Origin of the sequence: Edaphobacter flagellatus (assembly GCF_025264665.1) — a bacterium.
Taxonomy (GTDB): Bacteria; Acidobacteriota; Terriglobia; order Terriglobales; family Acidobacteriaceae; genus Edaphobacter; species Edaphobacter flagellatus.
This window is the reverse complement of record NZ_CP073697.1, coordinates 3,620,759-3,642,104: the sequence shown is the minus strand read 5'-3', so window position 1 is coordinate 3,642,104 and position 21,346 is coordinate 3,620,759. Positions and strand designations below refer to the sequence as shown.

Annotated in this window: 33 protein-coding genes; 1 reads left to right on the top strand and 32 read right to left on the bottom strand. The window is 57.6% G+C overall.

The window, feature by feature from the left end; translation table 11 throughout:
* Positions 1-7: 7 nt before the first annotated feature.
* Positions 8-781: an anti-sigma factor gene (locus KFE13_RS15290; RefSeq protein ID WP_260703957.1), complete on the bottom strand. Its 774-nt coding sequence runs from the start codon at positions 779-781 to the stop codon at positions 8-10.
* Positions 782-790: 9 nt separating this feature from the next.
* A complete protein-coding gene (locus KFE13_RS15285; protein WP_260703956.1) occupies positions 791-1,357 on the bottom strand; it encodes an RNA polymerase sigma factor in 567 nt (188 codons plus the stop codon).
* A gap of 135 nt (positions 1,358-1,492) precedes the next feature.
* On the opposite strand from KFE13_RS15285, the gene KFE13_RS15280 reads away from it, so the two are divergent.
* Entirely contained in the window at positions 1,493-4,213 is a 2,721-nt protein-coding gene (locus tag KFE13_RS15280) for a TonB-dependent receptor (protein WP_260703954.1), read from the top strand.
* A gap of 70 nt (positions 4,214-4,283) precedes the next feature.
* On the opposite strand, the gene KFE13_RS15275 is transcribed toward KFE13_RS15280, so the two are convergent.
* The 30 genes from KFE13_RS15275 to rplD all read right to left on the bottom strand — a co-directional run bounded on the left by KFE13_RS15275 (position 4,284) and on the right by rplD (position 21,284).
* On the bottom strand, positions 4,284-4,574 hold the full coding sequence (locus KFE13_RS15275; protein WP_260703952.1) for an ArsR/SmtB family transcription factor: 291 nt from the start codon (positions 4,572-4,574) through the stop codon (positions 4,284-4,286).
* A 114-nt stretch (positions 4,575-4,688) separates the two neighbouring features.
* Positions 4,689-5,168: a 50S ribosomal protein L17 gene (gene rplQ, locus KFE13_RS15270; protein WP_260703950.1), complete on the bottom strand. Its 480-nt coding sequence runs from the start codon at positions 5,166-5,168 to the stop codon at positions 4,689-4,691.
* 100 nt (positions 5,169-5,268) lie between these two features.
* The gene (locus KFE13_RS15265) at positions 5,269-6,366 is read right to left on the bottom strand and encodes a DNA-directed RNA polymerase subunit alpha (protein WP_260703948.1); all 1,098 of its coding nucleotides are present in this window, start codon (positions 6,364-6,366) and stop codon (positions 5,269-5,271) included.
* 144 nt (positions 6,367-6,510) lie between these two features.
* The gene (gene rpsD / locus KFE13_RS15260) at positions 6,511-7,143 is read right to left on the bottom strand and encodes a 30S ribosomal protein S4 (RefSeq protein ID WP_260703947.1); all 633 of its coding nucleotides are present in this window, start codon (positions 7,141-7,143) and stop codon (positions 6,511-6,513) included.
* A gap of 120 nt (positions 7,144-7,263) precedes the next feature.
* The gene (rpsK, locus tag KFE13_RS15255; protein ID WP_260703946.1) at positions 7,264-7,686 is read right to left on the bottom strand and encodes a 30S ribosomal protein S11; all 423 of its coding nucleotides are present in this window, start codon (positions 7,684-7,686) and stop codon (positions 7,264-7,266) included.
* Between the two features lie 3 nt (positions 7,687-7,689).
* Positions 7,690-8,070, bottom strand: coding sequence for a 30S ribosomal protein S13 (gene rpsM, locus KFE13_RS15250; protein ID WP_260703945.1), 381 nt, complete (start codon positions 8,068-8,070; stop codon positions 7,690-7,692).
* A gap of 141 nt (positions 8,071-8,211) precedes the next feature.
* Complete coding sequence (rpmJ, locus tag KFE13_RS15245; protein ID WP_013581269.1) at positions 8,212-8,325, bottom strand: 50S ribosomal protein L36; 114 nt, start codon at positions 8,323-8,325, stop codon at positions 8,212-8,214.
* A 125-nt stretch (positions 8,326-8,450) separates the two neighbouring features.
* Positions 8,451-8,669, bottom strand: coding sequence for a translation initiation factor IF-1 (gene infA, locus KFE13_RS15240; RefSeq protein ID WP_035352293.1), 219 nt, complete (start codon positions 8,667-8,669; stop codon positions 8,451-8,453).
* 94 nt (positions 8,670-8,763) lie between these two features.
* Positions 8,764-9,513: a type I methionyl aminopeptidase gene (gene map, locus KFE13_RS15235; protein WP_260703944.1), complete on the bottom strand. Its 750-nt coding sequence runs from the start codon at positions 9,511-9,513 to the stop codon at positions 8,764-8,766.
* Between the two features lie 4 nt (positions 9,514-9,517).
* Positions 9,518-10,219 carry an adenylate kinase gene (locus KFE13_RS15230; protein WP_260703943.1) on the bottom strand — a complete coding sequence of 234 codons (702 nt, stop codon included), beginning with the start codon at positions 10,217-10,219 and terminating at the stop codon, positions 9,518-9,520.
* Between the two features lie 43 nt (positions 10,220-10,262).
* On the bottom strand, positions 10,263-11,675 hold the full coding sequence (gene secY, locus KFE13_RS15225; protein WP_260703942.1) for a preprotein translocase subunit SecY: 1,413 nt from the start codon (positions 11,673-11,675) through the stop codon (positions 10,263-10,265).
* Positions 11,676-11,774: 99 nt separating this feature from the next.
* Entirely contained in the window at positions 11,775-12,236 is a 462-nt protein-coding gene (gene rplO / locus KFE13_RS15220) for a 50S ribosomal protein L15 (protein ID WP_260703941.1), read from the bottom strand.
* A 97-nt stretch (positions 12,237-12,333) separates the two neighbouring features.
* Positions 12,334-12,522, bottom strand: a complete 189-nt coding sequence (rpmD, locus tag KFE13_RS15215; protein WP_260703940.1) for a 50S ribosomal protein L30 — start codon at positions 12,520-12,522, stop codon at positions 12,334-12,336.
* A gap of 37 nt (positions 12,523-12,559) precedes the next feature.
* The gene (gene rpsE / locus KFE13_RS15210; protein ID WP_260703939.1) at positions 12,560-13,066 is read right to left on the bottom strand and encodes a 30S ribosomal protein S5; all 507 of its coding nucleotides are present in this window, start codon (positions 13,064-13,066) and stop codon (positions 12,560-12,562) included.
* Between the two features lie 56 nt (positions 13,067-13,122).
* On the bottom strand, positions 13,123-13,488 hold the full coding sequence (gene rplR, locus KFE13_RS15205; protein ID WP_260703938.1) for a 50S ribosomal protein L18: 366 nt from the start codon (positions 13,486-13,488) through the stop codon (positions 13,123-13,125).
* A 162-nt stretch (positions 13,489-13,650) separates the two neighbouring features.
* Complete coding sequence (gene rplF / locus KFE13_RS15200; RefSeq protein WP_260703937.1) at positions 13,651-14,190, bottom strand: 50S ribosomal protein L6; 540 nt, start codon at positions 14,188-14,190, stop codon at positions 13,651-13,653.
* 111 nt (positions 14,191-14,301) lie between these two features.
* On the bottom strand, positions 14,302-14,700 hold the full coding sequence (gene rpsH, locus KFE13_RS15195; protein WP_260703936.1) for a 30S ribosomal protein S8: 399 nt from the start codon (positions 14,698-14,700) through the stop codon (positions 14,302-14,304).
* Between the two features lie 207 nt (positions 14,701-14,907).
* Positions 14,908-15,093: a type Z 30S ribosomal protein S14 gene (locus KFE13_RS15190; RefSeq protein ID WP_260703935.1), complete on the bottom strand. Its 186-nt coding sequence runs from the start codon at positions 15,091-15,093 to the stop codon at positions 14,908-14,910.
* 34 nt (positions 15,094-15,127) lie between these two features.
* The gene (gene rplE / locus KFE13_RS15185; protein WP_260703934.1) at positions 15,128-15,679 is read right to left on the bottom strand and encodes a 50S ribosomal protein L5; all 552 of its coding nucleotides are present in this window, start codon (positions 15,677-15,679) and stop codon (positions 15,128-15,130) included.
* A 104-nt stretch (positions 15,680-15,783) separates the two neighbouring features.
* A complete protein-coding gene (gene rplX, locus KFE13_RS15180; RefSeq protein WP_390891582.1) occupies positions 15,784-16,119 on the bottom strand; it encodes a 50S ribosomal protein L24 in 336 nt (111 codons plus the stop codon).
* Between the two features lie 79 nt (positions 16,120-16,198).
* Complete coding sequence (gene rplN, locus KFE13_RS15175; RefSeq protein ID WP_162403586.1) at positions 16,199-16,570, bottom strand: 50S ribosomal protein L14; 372 nt, start codon at positions 16,568-16,570, stop codon at positions 16,199-16,201.
* Positions 16,571-16,634: 64 nt separating this feature from the next.
* A complete protein-coding gene (gene rpsQ, locus KFE13_RS15170; RefSeq protein ID WP_260703933.1) occupies positions 16,635-16,967 on the bottom strand; it encodes a 30S ribosomal protein S17 in 333 nt (110 codons plus the stop codon).
* A 3-nt stretch (positions 16,968-16,970) separates the two neighbouring features.
* Entirely contained in the window at positions 16,971-17,225 is a 255-nt protein-coding gene (gene rpmC, locus KFE13_RS15165; RefSeq protein ID WP_260703932.1) for a 50S ribosomal protein L29, read from the bottom strand.
* Between the two features lie 24 nt (positions 17,226-17,249).
* The gene (rplP, locus tag KFE13_RS15160) at positions 17,250-17,684 is read right to left on the bottom strand and encodes a 50S ribosomal protein L16 (protein WP_260703931.1); all 435 of its coding nucleotides are present in this window, start codon (positions 17,682-17,684) and stop codon (positions 17,250-17,252) included.
* A gap of 69 nt (positions 17,685-17,753) precedes the next feature.
* On the bottom strand, positions 17,754-18,428 hold the full coding sequence (gene rpsC / locus KFE13_RS15155) for a 30S ribosomal protein S3 (protein ID WP_260703930.1): 675 nt from the start codon (positions 18,426-18,428) through the stop codon (positions 17,754-17,756).
* Positions 18,429-18,520: 92 nt separating this feature from the next.
* Positions 18,521-19,045, bottom strand: a complete 525-nt coding sequence (gene rplV, locus KFE13_RS15150; protein WP_260703929.1) for a 50S ribosomal protein L22 — start codon at positions 19,043-19,045, stop codon at positions 18,521-18,523.
* 49 nt (positions 19,046-19,094) lie between these two features.
* On the bottom strand, positions 19,095-19,379 hold the full coding sequence (gene rpsS / locus KFE13_RS15145) for a 30S ribosomal protein S19 (protein WP_260703928.1): 285 nt from the start codon (positions 19,377-19,379) through the stop codon (positions 19,095-19,097).
* 19 nt (positions 19,380-19,398) lie between these two features.
* Complete coding sequence (rplB, locus tag KFE13_RS15140; RefSeq protein WP_260703927.1) at positions 19,399-20,223, bottom strand: 50S ribosomal protein L2; 825 nt, start codon at positions 20,221-20,223, stop codon at positions 19,399-19,401.
* Positions 20,224-20,325: 102 nt separating this feature from the next.
* On the bottom strand, positions 20,326-20,619 hold the full coding sequence (locus KFE13_RS15135; RefSeq protein WP_260703926.1) for a 50S ribosomal protein L23: 294 nt from the start codon (positions 20,617-20,619) through the stop codon (positions 20,326-20,328).
* The gene (gene rplD / locus KFE13_RS15130; RefSeq protein WP_260703925.1) at positions 20,619-21,284 is read right to left on the bottom strand and encodes a 50S ribosomal protein L4; all 666 of its coding nucleotides are present in this window, start codon (positions 21,282-21,284) and stop codon (positions 20,619-20,621) included. The genes KFE13_RS15135 and rplD overlap by 1 nt, the downstream gene beginning before the upstream one ends.
* Between the last annotated feature and the right edge of the window lie 62 nt (positions 21,285-21,346).

Below are 21,346 nucleotides of genomic sequence, written 5' to 3'. Positions count from 1 at the left end.
GGACGCACTAGGCCGGCTTCGCCGTGTGGAAATACTTCTGATATGCCGCAATCCAGTTCGTCGCAATCTCTCGTTGCGCCTCAGCCAGATCGACCTTGCGCTCACACACCATCTGATGAAGATGCCGCTCCAGCGCATCCTTCGCCCTGGCATTCCACACCGTCGACTGATACGGCTGCGGCCACAGATTGTGAATATCGTTCGTCCCGCCTAGCTGAGGATTGATCAGATAGTCCACCTGAAAATCCTTCTCGCGCGCGGCATTCGCAATCCCATATTCATGGAACACTGCCGTCTGCACCGACGCCGAAACCGACGGATCAAGATCGTCGTCATCCCCAGCAGCACATAGCTCCGCCAACTCCACCTCACGCGTCGCCCCAGGCGTCAGGTTCTTGTTTGGCAGCGCAGCCAATACACTCTGCGATCGATAGTGCGCGGCTACACCTAAAAGAACAACCAGCACCGCACACGCAGCAAACGCATATCGAACTCGCGGCAGCAGTAGTCCCGCTCTCTGCGGCTTCACGGTTTCAGAAGTCTCCTGCAGCCTTAATCGCAGCCGCTCATTCGCCTGCTCCTGCCCCCATACCGGCTCGGCGCGCTCGTAGACGACTCCCTTCACCGCATTCGACGTGCTCTCCGTCTCTGCCAGCATGGCCGCACACGCATCGCACCCTTGAAGATGCGTCCTCCAGTGCGCTGCATCGGCCAGAGACATCTCTCCATCAAGCAGCCTCAGCGCCTCGCCGTGATCCATATGCCTGATACGTTCCTTCATCGCAACACCTCAACAACTCATCCGTTTCAACGATCGTGTCAACGAGTTGTACACCGAGCCGAGCGACACTCCGAGAACTTCCGCAATGTCCCTGTACGTCAATCCCTCTGCCCGCAGCTGCAGACACAGCCGATCCGTCTCCGGCAATGCCAGAAAGATACGCTGCAGTCTGCGATGCTGCGCCGCAAACAGCGCCTCATCTTCGGGCGTCGGCATCGTCGTAGCCGAAAACTCCAGCCGATCTTCACCCTCAATGAACTCCTCAGCCTTATACTTCGCCCGTCGCTTCAACGCAAACCGGTGCGTCACGCGAAACACCCATCCCGGCAGATTGCTGCGTGATCGCTCCGCCTCCAGATGCCGGAACAGGACCAGAAACACCTCCTGCACCACATCCTCCGCATCCTGCGCCCGCAGCCCAAGTGACATCGCATAGCGAAACAGCCGAAGCCGATACAGCCCATAAAGATCGAGAATCTCCTCTTCAAGACAGGCCCGTGTCTCCGCCTCGCGGCCAAGCGCCCCAGCCGCCCAGCGCTCAATTCCTGACGTCGCGATGAAGGAGATTATCGGCAAAAAATCCACCCGGATGTGAGACGTCTCATACTACCTTCCTCACCTACCCACCGCACCACCCACCCTAAAAAACCCTGAACAAAACTCCGCACCACGGAATATCCCCTGTAGAACTCAATATCAAAAGCTCAACAAATGCACAAATATTCCCTCAGCACCCTGCTGCTCCTTCTCTTTGTGTTTGTCACCGCGAACCTCCGCGCCCAGCAGGCCACCGGCGCCCTTGAACTCCACGTCATCGACCCCACAGGTGCAGCCCTGCAGGCCACCGGTACGCTCACCGGCACCTCGGTCAACGCGCACTTTTCCGCACGCACCGACATCCACGGCACCTGGTCCATAAGCAATCTCCCGCTCGGCCGATACCACCTCGAAGTCTCCCGCACCGGCTTCCAGACCCTCGTCCTCCCCGTCGAGTTCACCTCGTCTCTCCCCGTCTCGAAGACCGTCGCACTCAAAATCGCTGACATCTCCACCTCCATCTCCGTCGTCTCCACCACGCCCATCGGTGAAGATCTGCCCATCGACCGCAGCCCCGTCCCCGTCCAGGGACTCAACGCCTTCGACATCGAGCACGCCAACGCCATCTATATTACCGACGTCCTGAACAAGCGACTCAACGGCGTCTACATCAATGAGAACGCCAACAATCCCTTCGAGCCCGACATCAACTATCGTGGCTACACCGCCTCGCCGCTTCTCGGCACCCCGCAGGGCCTCTCCATTTACCTCGACGGCGTTCGCCAGAACCAGCCCTTCGGCGACGTCGTCGACTGGGACCTCATCCCCAAGGTCGCCATTCAGGACATGCAGCTCATGCCTGGCTCCGATCCGCTCTTCGGGCTCAACACCCTCGGCGGAGCCATCTCCGTCCGCACCAAAAACGGCATCGACAACGCCGGAGCCACCGCGCAGATCATAGGCGGCTACTTCGCCCGCGCCTCCGTCGAAGCCTCCTACGGCGGCTCAACTCAGGCCAAAACTTTCGACTGGTTCCTCGCCGGCAACTACTTCCGCGAAGACGGCTGGCGCAAATTCTCTCCCTCTGAAGTCCGGCAGTCCTTCGCCAAACTCCGCCTGCTGCGCGAACGCACCACGCTCTCCCTAAGCGGCTCCTACGCCATCAATCAGCTCACCGGCAATGGCCTGCAGGACTTCCGCGCTCTCAACCGTGACTACACCAGCGTCTACACCATCCCCGACACCACCTGGAACCACTCGCCGACACTTACCCTCAACGCCACGCATGCGCTCACCAATAGCCTCACGCTCTCCGGCAATGCCTACTTCCGGCACACGCGCTCCGACACCACCAACGGCGACATCAACAACGACTCCTTCGACCAGTCGCTCTACAACCTCAGCAAAGCCGACATCGCCGCGCTCACCGCCGCCGGATACACCGGATTCCCCACCACCGGTAACCCCACCACCGAGCCCTTCCCCTACTGGCGATGCATCGCGCAGGCGCTCGAGCAGGACGAGCCCTCCGAAAAGTGCACCGGCATAATCACCAACACACGCACCCAGCAAAACAACTATGGACTCTTCGGCCTCGCCTCCTGGCGTACCAGCCGCAACGTGTTCTCCTTCGGCGCTGCCTGGGACCGCAGCTCTCTCAGCTATGGACAGCTCTCCCAATTCGGCTACCTCAACACCGATGGCGTCAGTGTCACTCCCGTCAATGCCTACGCTGACGGTTCGACCAATCAGGACGGCGCTCCTGTCGATACGCGTGTTCAGTTGCACGGCACGATCAACACGCCCAGTTTCTTCCTTGCCGACACCGCCACCTTCGGCCGCTGGTCCATCTCTGCCTCAGGACGTTACAACCGCACCACTGTCGACAACACCGACCGCCTGCCGCCCAGCACCGTGCACGGCTCTCTCACCGGCACCTACGTCTTCCAGCGCTTCAACCCCTCCATTGGAGCCACCTACCGCATCCTTCCCGGTCTCTCCGCGTACGCCAACTACGCCGAAGCCAGCCGCGCGCCTACCTCCATCGAACTCGGCTGCGCCGATCCCAACTTCCCCTGCAACCTTCCCAATGCCCTCGTCTCCGACCCTCCCCTCAATCAGGTCGTCAGCCGCACCGTCGAGGCCGGCATTCGCAGCCTCGAACATGAGCCGCTCTCCTGGAGCGTCGGCTATTTCCGTGGCATTAACTCCAATGATCTTCTCTTCGTCGCCTCCCAGCAGACCGGCTTCGGCTACTTCCTCAACTTCGGCAGCACCAAACGAGAGGGCATCGAAGCCAACATCAGCGCCAGCTTGCGCCGTCTCACCCTCGGTGCCGGATACACCTTCCTCAACGCCACCTACCAGTCCTCGCAGGTCGTCAACGGAGGCAGCAACAGCTCCAACGACAGCGGCCAGCCCGGCCTCGACGGCGACATCACCATCTCGCCCGGCGATCGCATCCCGCAAACTCCACAGCACATTTTCAAAGCCTACGCCGACTACAAACCGCTCCGCAAGCTGGTCATCGACGCCAACCTCATCGCTGTCTCAGGCTCCTACGCGCGCGGCAACGAGAACAACCTCCACCAGCCCGATGGAACCTACTACCTCGGCTCTGGAAGCTCACCCGCCTACGCCACCCTCAGTACAGGAGCCCGCTACACCTTCAGCCCCAAACTCGAACTCTTCGCGCAGATCAACAACCTCACCAACAACCACTACTACACCGCCGCCCAACTCGGCACGACACCTTACGACAACAGCGGTCACTTCATCGCGCGTCCCTTCCCCGCCATTAACGGCCAGTACCCCGTACGCAACACTACCTTCCTCGCCCCCGGCGCTCCCTTCACCCTCTTCGGAGGAATAAGGTTTACCCTTCACAAGAAATAAGCCACACCAACCTCAAGAAAAAAGCCCCGGCACGATACCGGGGCTTTCCATCCATTCCAAACACGGTCGCCTAGATTCTCGCCAGACGATCCAGGTATGCTGCCAGCACATCACGACGCAGCGTATAGTTCACAAATTTGCCATTCCGCTCCGGCTCAACCAGCCCAGCATTCTCAAGTTCTTTCATGTGATGCGATAACGTGGCAGCGCTCACGGGAATGCACTCGCGAATATCGCCGCATGGGCACACACCTTGGCGGCCAAGCTTCTGCAGAATCTCATACCGTCGCGGGTCCGCTAGAGCGCGGGAGATCAGGTGAAACTGACGATCGGAGAGTAGAGCTGGTTTCGTTTCGGCCACAATCCCTACTTTACCGGATGGCATCCTGTCATCGAAAGACAATCATTTTGTAGCAGCAAAAGAAACGAGCGCATCTCTGTGGATGCGCTCGTTTGAGTTTACATAATCAACTTCTTACGACTGCTGCTCGCCTTCATCACCCGCCTGAGCATTCTGCTCCTCAAGCTGCTTCTGCAGCTCCTCACGCTTCTTCGCGCGAGCGTCTGCGCGCTTCTGAGCCTTCTCGTTCAGCTCCTGCTCAGCGCCGAGCAACTCGATGAATGCCATCTCCGCAGCATCGCCCTTGCGAGCACCTGTACGCGTGATGCGCGAATAGCCGCCGTTACGAGAAGCATAACGTGGTGCAACAACAGCAAAAAGACGATCAACTGACTCTGGCGTCAGAAGGTACGCCGCTGCCTGACGGCGAGCATGAACATCACCACGCTTGCCCAGCGTGATCATCCGCTCAACGAGCGGCTTCGAGGCCTTGGCCTTGGTAACTGTAGTTTCGATGCGATCCATCACAATGATGGAAGTGACAAGGTTGCGCAGCGTGGCGCGACGGTGACTGGTATTACGTCCTAGTTTGAATCCTGCATTGCGATGGCGCATTTTGATCTCCTTCGGTTCGAGCTTCTGCTCAACCGGATGATTTGGTGTTGCAAATTAGCGGGAAGCGGAACGATTCACTCCGCTTCCCATCGTTACAGAGTTAGAAATGATCCGAATCAGCCGGAATGTGGAGGTCGTCGTCCTCATCCTCATCCTCATCGTCGTCATCGAAGCGACCGAAGCTCGCTGCGAGTGTCGCCGCAGGAAGAACCGAGGTCGGTCCGGGCTGCGGGTTGCCGTTCTCATCGATCTTCATGCCGAGCGATAGACCCATCTGGGCAAGAATCTCCTTGATCTCATTCAGGCTCTTGCGACCGAAGTTCTTCGTCTTCAGCATCTCGGCCTCGGTCTTCTGAATCAGTTCACCGATGGTCGCAATGTTGGCATTCTTCAGGCAGTTGTAGCTGCGCACCGAAAGCTCAAGCTCTTCAACCGAGCGATTGAGGTTCTCGTTGCGAACCGCCGGTCCATCATGCAGACCGTCCTGCCCCGTCTCCATCTCTTCCTCGAAGTTGATGAAGATCGTCATGTGATCCTTCAGCAGCTTGGCCGAAAGGCCGAGCGCATCAGCAGGAGAAACCGTACCGTTGGTCCATATCTCGAGCGTCAGCTTGTCGTAGTCGGTGATCTGGCCGAGACGTGCAGCCTCAACCAGGTAGTTCACCTTACGCACAGGCGAGTGGACGCTATCGACCGGAATAAAGCCAAGTCCGAGATCGGCGTCGAAGTTCTTGTCAGCCGAGACATAACCACGACCACGCTTCAAGCGCATCTCCATGTCGATCTTGCCGCCTTCGGAGACCGTGCAGATGTAGATGTCCTTATCGAGAATCTCGACGTCGCCGTCGGCCTCGATCGAGCCTGAGGTGACAACACCAGCAGCATCCGAACGCAGATAAAGGGCCTTCGGGCCATCGCCATTCAACTTGAACGGAATCTGCTTGAGGTTCAGGATGATGTCGGTCGCATCCTCAACAACGCCGGCGATCGATTGGAACTCGTGCAGCACACCTTCGATGCGAACCGCCGTAACGGCAGCACCCTCGATCGACGAGAGCAGCGTCCGACGGAGCGCGTTACCAATGGTGGTACCGAAGCCGCGCTCAAAGGGCTGGGCGCTGAACTTGCCGTACTTTTCGGTGAGAGACTCGCTATCGACTGCGAGACGCTTGGGCTTCTGGAATCCTCTCCAAAGCATGTGTTTTCTCCTTTACCGTCCCGGCCGCGAAGCACTCTGCGGTCCGGCGGGTGATGCGGTTGGCGTATTCGGTTGTGGTGTTCGTCGTCTCCTCGGAGAACAACGTTACTGCCGGCCTCTTCCGAGACCGGCAGCGAAGCCTGATTACTTGCTGTAAAGTTCGACGATCAGCTGCTCGTTGACCGGGAGCTGGATATCCTCGCGCTTCGGCAGAGAGAGAATCTTGCCGGAGAGGTTGTCGCGGTTGATATCAAGCCAAGTCGCTGCCCGCTGTCCACTCGCGAAATCCTTCGCACTCTCGAGGATCGGAATCGACTTCGAACCCTCGCGGATCGCAATCTCATCACCGACCTTGCACTGGAAGGACGGAATGTTGACCTTGCGGCCGTTCACCTGAACATGGCCGTGACGGACCAGCTGACGGGCCTGACGGCGGCTCAGCGCAAAACCGAGACGGTAAGCCACGTTGTCAAGACGTGTCTCAAGCTGCTGCAGCAGCAGTTCGCCGGTAACGCCGGTCTTGTTCGAGGCCTTTTCATAGTAAGCGCGGAACTGGCCCTCGAGCGTGAAGTAGATACGCTTCGCCTTCTGCTTCTCGCGGAGCTGCAGACCGTAGCCGACAACCTTCTTCTGCTTCTTGGACTGGCCGTGCTGGCCAGGGGGGAAGTTGCGCTTTTCAACGGGGCACTTCTCTGAGAAACACTTTGCTCCCTTGAGGAAGAGCTTGGTTCCGTCACGGCGGCAAAGGCGGCAGACGGGTCCGGTATAACGTGCCATAACTTTCTATCTCCTGACTTCGGGTGTCGATCGCTTTACGCGCTGGCTGCGCTTCATCACGATCCAGGTTGAGTTTCCTGCGGGAGCCATTCGACTCCCGCAGAACTTATGTTGAGAAACTTACACGCGGCGACGCTTCGGAGGACGGCAGCCGTTGTGCGGAATCGGAGTGACGTCGCGAATCGAACGCACCTCGATACCAGCCGAGGCGAGCGCACGGATGGCCGACTCACGGCCCGAACCAGGGCCCGAGACGCGCACATCGACCGAGCGCAGACCGTGCTCGCGAGCAGCGTTGGCAGCTCCAACCGCAGCCTGCTGCGCAGCGAACGGAGTTCCCTTACGCGAGCCGCGGAAGCCGAGCGAGCCCGAGCTCTTCCAGCTGAGCGTGTTGCCCGTCTGATCGGTGATGGTGACGATGGTGTTGTTGAACGAAGCCTGGATGAATACCAGACCATACGGAACGTTCTTCCGCTCGCGCTTCTTGAACTTCTTATTCTTCCCGGTCTTGGCGCCGGCGGCCTTCTGCTGCGTCTTCGCCATGGCTTATTTCGTCGCTTTCTTCTTACCGGCGACTGTTCCCTTGCGAGGACCTTTGCGGGTACGAGCGTTAGTGTGGGTGCGCTGGCCGCGAACAGGAAGCGAGCGGCGGTGACGAAGACCACGGTACGACTGAATTTCGATCAGGCGCTTGATGTTGAGCGAAACGTCCTTGCGGAGGTCGCCCTCGATCTGGCCTTCCTGCTCGATGACGTGACGGATGCGGTTCAGCTGATCCTCGTCCAGCGTTGCAATCTTGGCAAACGGATCGACATCCGCCTTAGCCAGGATCTTCGCAGCGCGCGAGTTGCCGATGCCGAAGATGTAGGTGAGTCCGATGCGTACCTGCTTATTGTTCGGTACGTCGACTCCAGCAATACGTGCCATTTGAGTCCTTATCGTTAGGCTCCGGAAGCTTCGCCACGGAGCAGGTTGACGGTTTCGGCTTACTGACTGCTTACAGTGTCCGCAGGGTTCAACGCACGCCTTGACTTCGGCGAACTAGCCCTGCGGGGCCGCGTAGAGTGACTATCCCTGACGCTGCTTGTGCTTTGCGTTCTCACAGATAACGCGAACGACGCCGCGGCGGTGAATCACCTTGCACTTATCGCAGATCTTCTTAACTGACGCACGGACCTTCATTACTTCTCCTCAACACCCACCAACGCCAACCAGCGGTTTCACCACATGGTTTCGCGATGGATACCTGACTTGTACTGCATGGATCCGGCTGGAAGCGAAACGCTAAAAGCCAGAAGCTGATTCGTCTACTTGTAGCGGTAGACAATACGGCCGCGGTTGAGATCGTATGGACTGAGCTCAATCGCAACACGGTCGCCGGGGAGGATACGAATGAAGTTCTTACGCATACGTCCGGAGACGTGCGCCAAAGCCTGATGCTTGTTCTCAAGCTCGACCTTGAACATCGCGTTGGGCAGCGTCTCAACAACCGTTGCCATTACCTCAATTGCATCTTCCTTCGACAAACGCTCTCCTTGTGCTAAACGCGTACGGCGCACCGCACGCAGCATCTCTTATGATACCTCAACTTTGAGGTAAATTTCCTCATTTTGAGGATTTTTACCGCGTCAGCACCAGCGGGCCGTCGTTCGTAATGGCCACCGTATGCTCAAAATGGGCGCTATAGCTGCCATCGACCGTCACAGCCGTCCACCCATCCTTCAAAACCTTCACCTCTGGCCGTCCGGCATTGATCATCGGCTCAATCGCCAGAACCATCCCGGCCTTCAACCTCGGTCCCTTGCCTCGAGTACCAAAATTCGGAACCTGAGGGTCCTCGTGCATGCTGCGACCGATCCCATGGCCGACAAACTCACGCACAACACCAAATCCAGCCGCCTCGCACATCTCCTGAACCGTGGCCGAGATATCGAATAACCGTCCACCGACCCGGCACTGCTCAATGGCAGCCTCCAGCGAAGCTTTGGTGACATCCAGCAGTTTCTGCGTCTCCGCAGAAGCCTTTCCGATCGAGTAAGTTACGGCCGCATCGGAGTAGAAGCCGTCAATAATCACGCCGCAATCGATCGAAAGGACATCCCCATCCTTCAGAACACGCTTTGCATTCGGCATTCCATGGACAACCTCTTCATTGATCGATGTGCACAGAGCCGACGGATACCCGTGATAGCCCTTGAACGCGGCCTTTCCGCCCAACTCGGCGATTTTCGCTACAGCGATCTCCTCCAGATCCATCGTCGAGACGCCAGCCTTGACATGTGGCGCAAGCGCATCGTGAACCTTGCGGAGAGCGATGCCGGAGACTCGCATCTTCGCAATCTCCTGCGGCGTTTTGATCATAATCGCCATTGAGTTAGAGTCCTACCTGGCGAAGCTGACGAAGCGACAACTCAATTGCCGCCGTCACCGCCTCAACCGAGCGGTCGCCGTCGACCTCGCGGAAACGGCCCTGCTTCGAATAGTGCTCAATCACTGGAGCTGTTAGCGCGTGATACGCCTTCATACGTTCCGTGAATGCAGCCTCGGTATCGTCGGAGCGGTGCTGCAGAGGCGCACCGTCGATATCGCAAATGCCCTCCCGCTTCGGAGCTTTGAAGTAAACGTTATAAATATGCTTGCACTGTGAGCAGATCCGGCGGCCCGTAATACGGCGCAGCAGCACTTGTTCATCAACGCGAATATTCACCGCTACCAACGGAAGAACGACGGCCCCAGCCGACTGCTCCAGTGAGACCAGATGCGCATCCAGCCACTCCGCCTGGCCAATCGTACGCGGATACCCATCGAGAATGTAACCGCGCTTCACATCGGGCTGAGCCAGTCGTGCGCCAACCATCTCGTTGACCATCTCGTCAGAAACGAGCTGCCCCTGATCCATAAGCCCCTTCGCCGCTTTGCCCAGGTCCGTACCGCGTGCAATGTTGTCGCGGAGAATATCTCCGGTCGAGATCTGCGGAATGCCGTAGTCGGCCATCAGAAGCTGTGCCTGCGTCCCCTTACCCACACCGGGAGCGCCCAGAAGAAGAACCGGCCCCGGCAGAAATGGTTCTGCCAAGGCCGGAGAGTGTGCGGATTCTTGAGTCAATGTTGCCACTTCCCTACCAGCTCTTGCGTCCGCGAATACGACCGCTCTTCGGAGTGAAGCCGTCATAGTGACGCATGATAAGTTGCGATTCAATCTGCTGGACCGTATCCATCGCGACGCCAACGACGATCAGCAACGACGTGCCGCCGAAGTAGAAGGTCACGCCAAGACCGTTCGTCATCCAACTCGGCAGCTTGTCGAAGATTGGGCCGACCAGCCACAGATGATTAAAGTGGATACCACTGATAATCAACTGTGGAATCATGACGATGATGATCAGATAAAGCGCACCCACCAGCGTAATGCGGGTCAGAATGTCATTGATAAAATCTGCGGTGCGCTTACCGGGACGAATGCCGGGGATGAAGCCGCCATACTTGCGCATGTTATCTGCGATGTCATCCGGACGGAAGACGATCGAGATATAGAAGTACGCAAAGAAAATGATCGCAGCCGCAAAGATAAGCTCATACAGCGGTTCACCCGGCGAGATGTACTGCAGGATAGGTCCGAAGAACTTGGTATCACGCAGCGGTCCACTGCCGAAGAAACTCATGCCTGCAAATAGAAGCGGAGCCGAAAGAATCGAGCTCGCGAAGATGACAGGCATCACACCGCCGGAGTTCACCTTGAGCGGAAGGAAGGTCGACTGACCGCCCATCATACGACGGCCGACGATACGCTTCGCATACTGCACCGGGATGCGACGCTCAGAACGCTCGACATAGACGATGAAGGCAACAACCGCAATCATGCCCGCAACTAGGATGGCCACGGCCACAGGAGTGAAAGCTCCCCAGGCGTTTGTCTTCACCTTGTCATAAAGCTCGGCGATTCCCTTAGGCAGACCAACCACAATACCTGTGAAGATCAGCAGCGACATACCGTTGCCGATACCGCGCTCCGTAATCTGCTCGCCCAGCCACATAATGAAGGCGGTACCAGCTGTAAGCGTGAGTACGCAGAGTGGAATGAAAGCAGCGCGCGGGATTGTCACCATCGACGATCCGGTCGAAGTATTGGTCAGCGTCAGCGCAATGGTAAACGACTGAATAATACCGAGCAGCACCGTGACATAACGCGTCCACTGCGTAATCTTGCGGCGGCCAAGCTCGCCTTCCTTCTGCAGCTTCGCCAGCGGCTCATAAATGACCGTTAGCAATTGGAAGATGATCGATGCCGTGATATACGGCATGATGCCGAGGGCAAAGATGGTCAGCTTGCGCAGGTTACCACCCGAAAACAGGTCGACCAGTCCAAGCGCCGAACCGGAGTTCTGATTGAAGAACTCAGCGAGCATCTGCCCATTGATGCCGGGGGTAGGAATGTGCGATCCCAGGCGATAAACAGCCAGAAGAGCAAGTGTAAAGAAAACGCGCTTGCGCAGGTCTGGAATGCGGAAGATGTTTTTAAACTTGTCAAACATCGGAAAGCAGAACCTCGAGGGTGGAGCAGGTAGAAACCGGATGAACCGGCGATGCGAGGGACGTCTCCCTCGCTGCCTGAATTTTACATGCTGTCCAGCTTAGCCGATCAGAACGGCCTTACCGCCGGCCTTCTCGATCGCTTCCTGGGCAGTCTTCGAAAACTTATGCGCATGCACCGTAACGGCAACCTTGATCTCACCGTTATTCAACACCTTAAGCAGGCCATTCTTCTTGCGTAGCAAGCCGAGCGCGACGATCTTCTCGAGCGTAAACTCGGTCTCCTTTGAGGCTGCGTTGATCTCGGCAATACGGTCGAGGCCAAGCACGGTGTACTCGGTACGGAAGATGTTCGTAAAGCCGCGCTTGGGCAGACGGCGGTGCAGCGGCATCTGGCCGCCTTCGAAGCCACGCATCAGACGCGAACCAGAACGCGAACCCTGCCCCTTATGGCCACGGGTCGAAGTCTTACCCATACCCGAGCCCATACCGCGGCCGACACGCTTCTTGTTGCTATTGGCCTTTGCAGGGGCCTTCAAATTAGAGAGATTACGAATTGCCATGATTTCCTCGCTATAACGCCGGGAGGATCGCTCCCGACTCGCATTTGGGATCAACCTTCTCAGGTGATCGGTAAAGACTTACTGCGGCACCGGTTCCCTACTCGACGATACGCACGAGATGGGGAATCTTTGCGACCATGCCGCGGATAGACGGCGTGTCCTCACGCTCAACGATCTGGTTCAGCTTGGTGAAGCCGAGGCCCTTAACAACGAGCTTGTGCTTCTCCGGCGTAGCAATCTTCGAGCGGAAATACTGCAGCTTGATTTTGGCTTTGGTTTCGGCCATAGCTAGAAACTCCTCTTACACTTCTCAAAAACTTTGCTTACAGCTCTTCTTCGGCCTTGCCGCGCAGTGCGGCAACTTCGGTCTTGTTACGCAGCTGCGCAAGAGCATCGAAGGTGGCCTTGACAACATTATGCGGATTCTTGGTGCCGATGGACTTGGTCAGCACGTTCTGCACGCCAGCCGAAGTCATCACTGCACGAACCGTGCCTCCGGCGATGACACCAGTACCCTCAGGAGCAGGCTTCAGCATCACCTGGCCTGCGCCGTAGTGGCCCAGCACCTGATGCGGAATCGAGGTCTCGGTCAGGTTTACCTTGAAGAGGTTCTTCTTGGCGGCTTCGATGCCCTTGCGGATGGCCTGAGGCACTTCCTTCGCCTTACCCGAACCGTAGCCAACAACACCCTCAGCCGGGTCGCCGATAACAACCAGCGCGGCAAAAGACATATTCTTGCCACCCTTGACGACCTTGGTGACGCGGTTGATGCTGACGACCTGGTCCTTCAGGTTGAGCTTGTTCGCGTCGATCTTCTTTCTTGTTGCCATAGTGTCTTATCCAGCTTTCTGGCTGCTCGATCCTGCGAGCGCCGTTCAAAAGAAACTTAGAACTCCAGACCCGCCTCGCGGGCTGCGTCGGCCAGAGCCTTGATACGGCCGTGATAGAGATAACCGCCGCGGTCGAAGACCACCTTCTTGATGCCCTTGGCCTGCGCACGCTCAGCGATCAGCTTGCCGACCTCAGTGGCCGCAGCAATGTTGCCACCGGTCTTCTTTGCTTCGCCCTTCTTGGTGAGCGTCGAAGCAGAAGCCAGCGTGACACCGTTCGCATCATCGATCAGCTGTGTGTAAATGTGGTCGAGCGAACGATAAACGTTCAGACGAGGACGCTCTGCCGTACCGGCGAGCTTTTCGCGGATACGCGTATGGACACGTTTGCGGATAACGTCGCGCTTGCGAGGAGTAATCATAGTTCGTTTCCTTTCCTAACAGCGTCGCCAGAATGCTGACGACGTTCGGCTTCAACTTTCTCAATCGGGAACAGGGACCGGAGGGTGAATCTGAGTTTCCTCAATCTGCCGGGACAACTCCAACCCAGCCTCCGGTTCCTAACTTGCGGCTACGGCCGGACCTTACTTGGCTCCGGTCTTACCAACCTTCTTCTTCAGCTTCTCTCCGGTATAACGAACGCCCTTATTCTTGTACGGATCGGGCTTGCGCAGCGCACGCATATCGGCGGCAACCTGCCCCACCTTCTGGCGGTCAACGCCGGCGATGGTCAGATGCGTCTGCTTCGGATCAATCTCGACGGTAATGCCGGTGGGCAGCGGGAACTCGATCGGGTGCGAGAAGCCCAGCGTGAACACTACGGTATTCTTGCCCTTCATCTCGACACGGTAACCGATACCAACGATATCTAGCTCCTTCGTCCAGCCAGCGGTAACGCCTTGAACTGCATTGAAGACCAATGCGCGGGCAAGGCCATGAAACGCAGCCTGCTTGTCGTTCTCGCGCTCGGCAACGATCGTGCCGTCCTTTTGGACCAGCTTGATCCCCTGCGGCAGCAGAGCCGTAACCTTGCCCTTCGGGCCTTCAACCAGAACCGTATTGCCGTTAACCGTATACTTGACGCCTGCGGGAACCGGAATCGGCTTCCTACCAATACGTGACATTTCAAATCCTTTAGCGGCTTGCGAGTCTCTCGATCGGGATCGAGTTCCACTGCAGCCAACGGCAACTTTCATTGCCGGTAAAACAAAACCTGCAAAGACTGCGAAGCGGTACTACCAGACTTCGCAGAGGATCTCGCCGCCAACACCTTCGCGGCGAGCCTGGCGACCCGTCATCACCCCCTTCGGGGTGGTCATAATCGAGATACCAAGTCCGCCCTGAACGCGGCGAATCTCATCGCGGCCTACATATACGCGGCAGCCGGGACGCGAAACACGCTGCAGATCACGGATGGCAGCTTCATTATTGGTGCCGTACTTCAGGTACACACGCAGAATCCGCTGTCCGTTTTCTTCGGTCGCCTTGTAGTTTGCGATGTAACCCTCGTCTTTCAGAATGCGAGCAATCTCGGCCTTCAATTTCGAGGCCGGAACGTCGAGCTTCTGGTGGCGAGCACGAATGGAGTTACGGATACGGGTCAAAAAGTCTGCTACTGGATCAGTGAGGTTCATTCAATCTCCTTCATCCCCCGTTCGCTCGCAGACGTATGCTTACGAGAACCAGCGGGAATGCCTTGTTGCCTTGCTTGGTTACGTTCCAGACGTCTGCACCCTAAGCCGTAGCTTGAATGAGGTCTCTGGATCGAGCATGCGGACAAAATCCTCCACATGCGGATGATGAAATTAGTATATCAGGCAAACTTCGCCCGAGAACAGTCTTTACCAGCTCGACTTCACGACGCCCGGAATCTCTCCCTTGAGAGCGAGCGAGCGAAAGCAGAGACGGCAGACGCCAAACTTACGAAGGAAGGCGCGAGGACGACCGCAGAGCTGGCAGCGGTTGTGCTTGCGGGACTTGAACTTCGGCTTACTTGCGTCTTTGACGCGCTTTGCAGTAGTTGACATAACCTTTACTCTCTATCCTTCAAAACCTGTTGAGCTATGCTCCCTGGCGGAACGGCATACCGAATCCGCGAAGCAGGGCGCGAGCGCCATTGTCGTCCTGGGCTGTCGTCACGATGGTGACATTCATGCCCTTGATCTTGTCGACCTTCGCATAGTCGATTTCAGCGAAGATAAGCTGGTCACGCAGACCGAGCGTATAGTTGCCGCGGCCATCGAAACTCTTCGAAGAAACACCGCGGAAGTCGCGGACGCGAGGAAGAGCGATCGAGATCAGGCGGTCCAGAAACTCGTACATCGCATCGCCGCGCAGAGTGACCATTGCACCGATCGGCATGCCCTCACGAACCTTGAAGGCGGCGATGGATTTCTTCGCCTTGGTCGTCACGGGCTTCTGGCCGGTGATTGCAGCAAGATCGGCCACCAGCGGATCCATGATCTTGACGTTCTGTGTCGCTTCGCCCAGACCCATATTGACGACGATCTTCTCAAGCTTCGGGATCGCCATCACATTCTCGATGTTCAACTCTTTCGCAAGAGCCGGCTTGATCTCTTTCTCGTACTTCTCTTTAAATCGTGACACTGCCATTTCGTTTCTTCGCTTTCTCCACGGTTCCGGGTTGGCTGATGCCGTTTACCGTTTCGTGGGGTGAACCTTTTGAATTTCTACTACCTTACGACTGAATCTCTGCCTTACTTCTTTGTCTTCTTCTCGGCGATCACATTGCCGCTTGCCTTCGAGACACGAACCTTCTTGTCGCCCTCGACTCGCGCTCCAACGCGGGTCTTATTACCCTCGCCATCAACCAGCATCACGTTCGAGATATGGATCGGTGACTCCTGCTCTGCGATACCGCCCTTGATATTGCGCTGCGGATTCGGCTTCACATGCTTTTTCACCATCATCACGTGCTCAACCAAAACGCGCTGCTTGTCTGCGATCACGCGAAGCACACGGCCACGCCTGCCCTTATCTTTGCCTGCGATCACTTCGACCGTATCGTTGCGCTTAATCTTGATGCCTGCCATAAATACCTCTCCTGCCCTCGGCAATCTGTCGGAGCCGGAATCCGCTTAATGTCACCGCAACACTCGCGGCGCTATGAAACTAGATGACCTCGGGTGCAAGCGAGACGATCTTGAGAAACTTCTTCTCGCGAAGCTCACGGGCCACGGGGCCGAAGACGCGAGTGCCAACCGGCTCCATCGCATCGTTGATCACCACAGCGGCATTCTGATCGAAGCGGATATAGGTCCCGTCCTTGCGGCGCGATTCCTTGCGGGTACGCACGATCACGGCCTTCACGACCTTGCCCTTCTTCACCGTTCCGTCCGGAGCAGCTTCTTTGACGGCTGCCGTAACGACATCACCCAGGCCAGCGATCTTACCGAGACCGCCACCGAGGGGCAGGATCACCTGCAGCTTGCGCGCGCCGGAGTTATCGGCCACGTCAAGAATTGTTCTCATTTGCACTGCCATCGTTCTTCTCCTGGTGGTTCGGCCGGGATATTAGCTTCCCTGGCAATCCCAATCTCTTTTGAGGCTACTTCGCCTCAACCGCCGGTTCCTTCTCTTCCGCCAATGCAAGCGAGCTACGGCGGACGATCTCTTCGAGCGACCAGCGCTTCAGCTTCGAAAGCGGGCGAACCTCGCGGATGCGAACCACGTCGCCTACGCGGGCCGAGTTCTGCTCGTCGTGCGCGTAGAACTTCTTATTCGACTTGATTACGCGCTTGTACTTCGGGTGCGCTTTTCGCATCTCGATCTCGACAACGATCGTCTTCTGCATCTTGGTCGAGACGACCAGGCCGACCTTCTCGTTACGACGGGATGCGGTCTGCTCGGTGGCTTCGGTCTTGTTTGTAGTCTCTGCCATGGCTTAGTCCTTCTTTGCTTTCTTGCGAGTGCTCTTTGCAGGTGCAGCGGCAGCCGCAGGCTTGGCGAGGCCAAGCTGACGCTCGCGGGCGACCGTTTTGATGCGGGCGACGTCCAGCTTCAGCGACCGCAGCTTCTTGACGCCCTCATTGTTGCCGAGGCTCTGCTGAAAGCGAATGCGAAACAGCTGCTCGGCAGCCTTCGTCTGCTCGCTCTTGAGCTCATCGTCACTGAGGTTACGAATCTTCTCGAGTTCCATGTGTCTCTTCCTTGAAACGAATTCTTACTTGGCCGCGACCGTTGTCTGAACGTCGTGGCGCTGGACGAACGTGGTCTTAAGCGGCAGCTTGTGAGCGGCCAGGCGCATCGCCTCTTTGGCCATCTCCGGGTTGACGCCTTCCATCTCGAACAGGATCCTGCCCGGACGAACGACGCAGACCCAATGATCCGGAGCGCCCTTACCCTTACCCATACGAGTTTCGGCCGGCTTCTTCGTGATCGGCTTGTCCGGGAACAGGCGCAGCCACACTTTACCGCCGCGTTTGATGAAACGCGTCATCGCGATACGGCTGGCTTCGATCTGGCGGTCGGTAATATAACCGCACTCCAGAACCTTCAGGCCGTAGTCGCCGAACGAGAGATCGGAGCCGCGCCACGCCTTGCCGGTCATACGGCCGCGCTGCTGCTTGCGATACTTCACCTTCTTTGGCAATAACATAACGAAACCCCTAGCTTTCAACTGCCGGCCCCGGCAATAACCGGAACCGGCTCAAATTCAAACCTTCGTTTACGACGCGAAGACGCCGGCGGTCGTACCCTGCTCGCGACGCTTCTTCTGCTCGTAGATATCGCCGCGGTAGACCCAGGTCTTCACGCCAATGATGCCGTAGGTCGTCTTCGCTTCGGCAAAGCCGTAGTCGATATCGGCGCGCAGCGTGTGCAGCGGCAGACGGCCCTGCAGATACCACTCCGAGCGCGCGATCTCGTTGCCGTTCAGGCGGCCCGAGACACGAACCTTGATTCCCTTGCAGCCGAAACGCAGAGCCGAATCCACCGACTTGCGCATCGCACGACGGAAGCTGACACGCTTCTCCAGCTGCAGCGCAATGTTCTCGGCAACCAGTTGAGCGTCAAGCTCGGGCTTATTCACCTCGAGGATGTCGACAAACACCTCGCGATTGGTGCGCTTCTGAATATCGGCCTTGAGTTTGTCGATCTCGGCGCCCTTGCGCCCGATGATGATGCCCGGACGTGCCGTGCGGATGATCAGGCGCAACTTGTTGCCGGGACGCTCGACTTCGACCGAGCTGACGCCCGCGGCCTTGAGCTTGTCGCGCAGCTCAGCCTTGAGCTTGACATCTTCGACCAGCAGCTTGTCATAGCCACGCTCGACGAACCAGCGCGACTTCCACGGCTTGTTTACGCCGAGGCGAAACCCATACGGATGGACTTTCTGTCCCATAGCTTCCCTTTACTCTCCGCTCCTGACCGGTTGAGCCGGCGGGCGATGCTGCAAAACTTCTATTCTAACTCAAGCAGACTGTTGAATTCCGCTTACTTCGCGGCTTTCTTGGTCGCTGTCTTCTTCGCTGCGGCCTTCTTGGCCGGAGCCTTCTTTGCCGCGGTCTTGGTGGCCGTCTTCTTGGCGGACTTCTTTGCCGCCGGAGCCGCTGCCGGCTCGTCAATCGTCGTGGCGACACCCGGCTTGTTCTTTTCAGCCACGGTCACGATGATGTGGGCGAGACGACGCTGATAGCGGAACGCGCGGCCCATCGGGGCGGGGCGGATACGCTTCATGCGTGGACCCTCGTTGGCCACAGCCGACTTGACGTAGAGGTTATCGACATCCACGTCGAGTCCCTGCTCCTGCGAGAGGTAGTTGGCGTTCTGAACCGCCGAACGCAGCACCTTCTCGACCACCGGCGCAATGCGCTTGTTGTTGAAATGGACCGTGTTGATCGCCTGCTCCACCCGGAGCCCCTTGATCAGATCCAGAACGAGCTTCGCCTTCTGCGGGCTGGTGCGCTGAAACTTCGCCTCCGCGCGGAACTCTCGTGTTTTCTCTGCTACGTTTGCCATGACTTTCAGTCCTTAGAAACTAAACAAATCCTTGTGTATTGCGGCTGGCTTACTTCGGCTTTGCCGCAGTCTCGGTCTTTGCCGAGTGGCCCTTGAAGGTGCGCGTCGCCGCGAACTCGCCGAGCTTGTGACCGACCATGTTTTCGGTCACATACACCGGGATGAACTTACGGCCGTTGTGCACGGCAATCGTGTGGCCGACGAAGTCCGGATGGATCGTCGAACGGCGCGACCAGGTACGAAGAACTTTCTTGTCGTTCGCCTGGTTCATGACCGTAATCTTGGTCATGAGGTGGTCATCAATAAATGGACCCTTTTTCGTAGAACGTGCCATCTCTTAGCTCCCGAATCCTTTACTTGGTACGGCGGTTGACGATGAACACATCGGTCCGCTTGTTGTTGCGTGTCTTGTAGCCGCGCGTTGGCTGGCCCCACGGCGTTACCGGATGACGTCCGCCCGAGGTCTTACCCTCACCACCGCCATGCGGATGATCGACCGGGTTCATCGAGACGCCGCGGTTCGCCGGACGAATGCCCTTCCAGCGGTTACGGCCTGCCTTGCCGATCGTCACGTTCTCGTGATCGGTGTTGCCCACCTGTCCAATGGTCGCCATGCACTCAATGAGCACCTTGCGGGTCTCACCGGAGGGCAGCTTCAGCAACGCATAGTCGCCTTCCTTGGCAACCAGGTTCACCTGCGCTCCAGCCGAGCGTGCCATCTGCGCGCCCTTGCCAGGACGCAACTCGATGTTGTGCACGATCGTACCAACCGGAATGTTCTTCAGCGGAAGAGCATTGCCAACCAGAATGTCGGCCTCGGGGCCACTCATGATCTTCTGGCCAACCTTCAATCCGATGGGCTGCAGGATGTAGCGCTTCTCGCCGTCAGCATAGCTGACCAACGCGATGCGGCTGCTGCGGTTCGGATCGTATTCGATCGTGGTCACCGTGGCCGGGATTCCGTATTTATCGCGCTTGAAGTCAATCAGGCGCAGCTTCTTCTTGTGGCCTCCACCGTGGTGGCGGATAGTCAGCGCGCCCGTCGAGTTGCGGCCGCCGGTGCGCTGCTTTACGGCGAGCAGCGGCTTATGCGGCTTGTCCGTCGTCAGGTCATCATTTACCAGCTTCGTTGCGAAGCGGAGTGATGGAGTAATCGGTCGAAATGATTTGATCGGCATCGTCTTCTTTGCTCCTAGCTTTTACTTCCGAGCTAGTCTTCGAAACTTTATGTTCAAGCTGATCCATACTTTGAGCGAACCAGCTTCTCTTCCAACAGCGTCTTACAGGCTGTCGAGATACTCCGGCATCTTTTCGCCTTCCTTCAGGCGAACATAAGCCTTCTTCCAGTCGGGGCGGTAGCCGGCATAACGGCCACGGCGACGCTCCTTGCCTTCGACGTTTGCTGTGCGGACAGCGGAAACCTTCACCTTGAAGAGAGCCTCCACGGCCTGCTTGACCTCAGTCTTGGTGGCCTTCTCGGCAACCTCGAAAACGAGGGTATTCTGGGTTTCCTTCACGCCCATGCCCTTTTCGGTGATCAAGGGACGGCGAATGACGGTGTACAGGGTCGGCATTACGCGACCTCCTTCTGCTTGCGCTTGGAAACGTACTTCTTGAGCGTCTCCTGCAGAGCCTCGATCGCATCCTTCGAAAAGACGGCGTGCTCATAACGGAGAAGATCATAGGGGTGAACCTCGGAACTGAGCACGAGCTCAACACCGGCCAGGTTGCGCGAACCAAGATAGAGCTTCTCGTCGAGCTTCTTGCTGGTCTCCACCAGAAGAGTCGTCTTGCCCGCCTCCAGCTTGTCGAGGGCCTGGCGATAAAGCTTGGTCTTGGCCTCGGGAACCGAGAACGAATCGACAACAGTGAACTTGCCGTCCTGGATCTTGGCAGCAATCGCTGAACGTAGCGCGCCCATCAGCTTCTTCTGCGGGAAGGCGTACTCGTAGCTACGGGGCTGGGGTCCGTGAACCGTACCGCCGCCACGCCAGAGAGGAGTGCGGATCGAACCCACGCGAGCGCGGCCCGTTCCCTTCTGCTTCCAGAGCTTCTTGCCTGCGCCTGAGACCAGCTTCTTGTTCTTGGTCGCTGCCGTTCCCTGACGGAGAGCAGCGCGATAGTGCTTCACGGCCTCCCACAGGAGAGCGTCGTTCACCTCGCCGGCGAAGACGGAGTCAGCGAGTTCAAACTCACCGACCTTCGATCCACCGAGATTGACTACATTGATGTTTGCCATCGTCCTTCAGTTCTCTTTCTGTGCGGCCATCGATGCGGCGCGCCCTAACGTTGTTTCTCTGC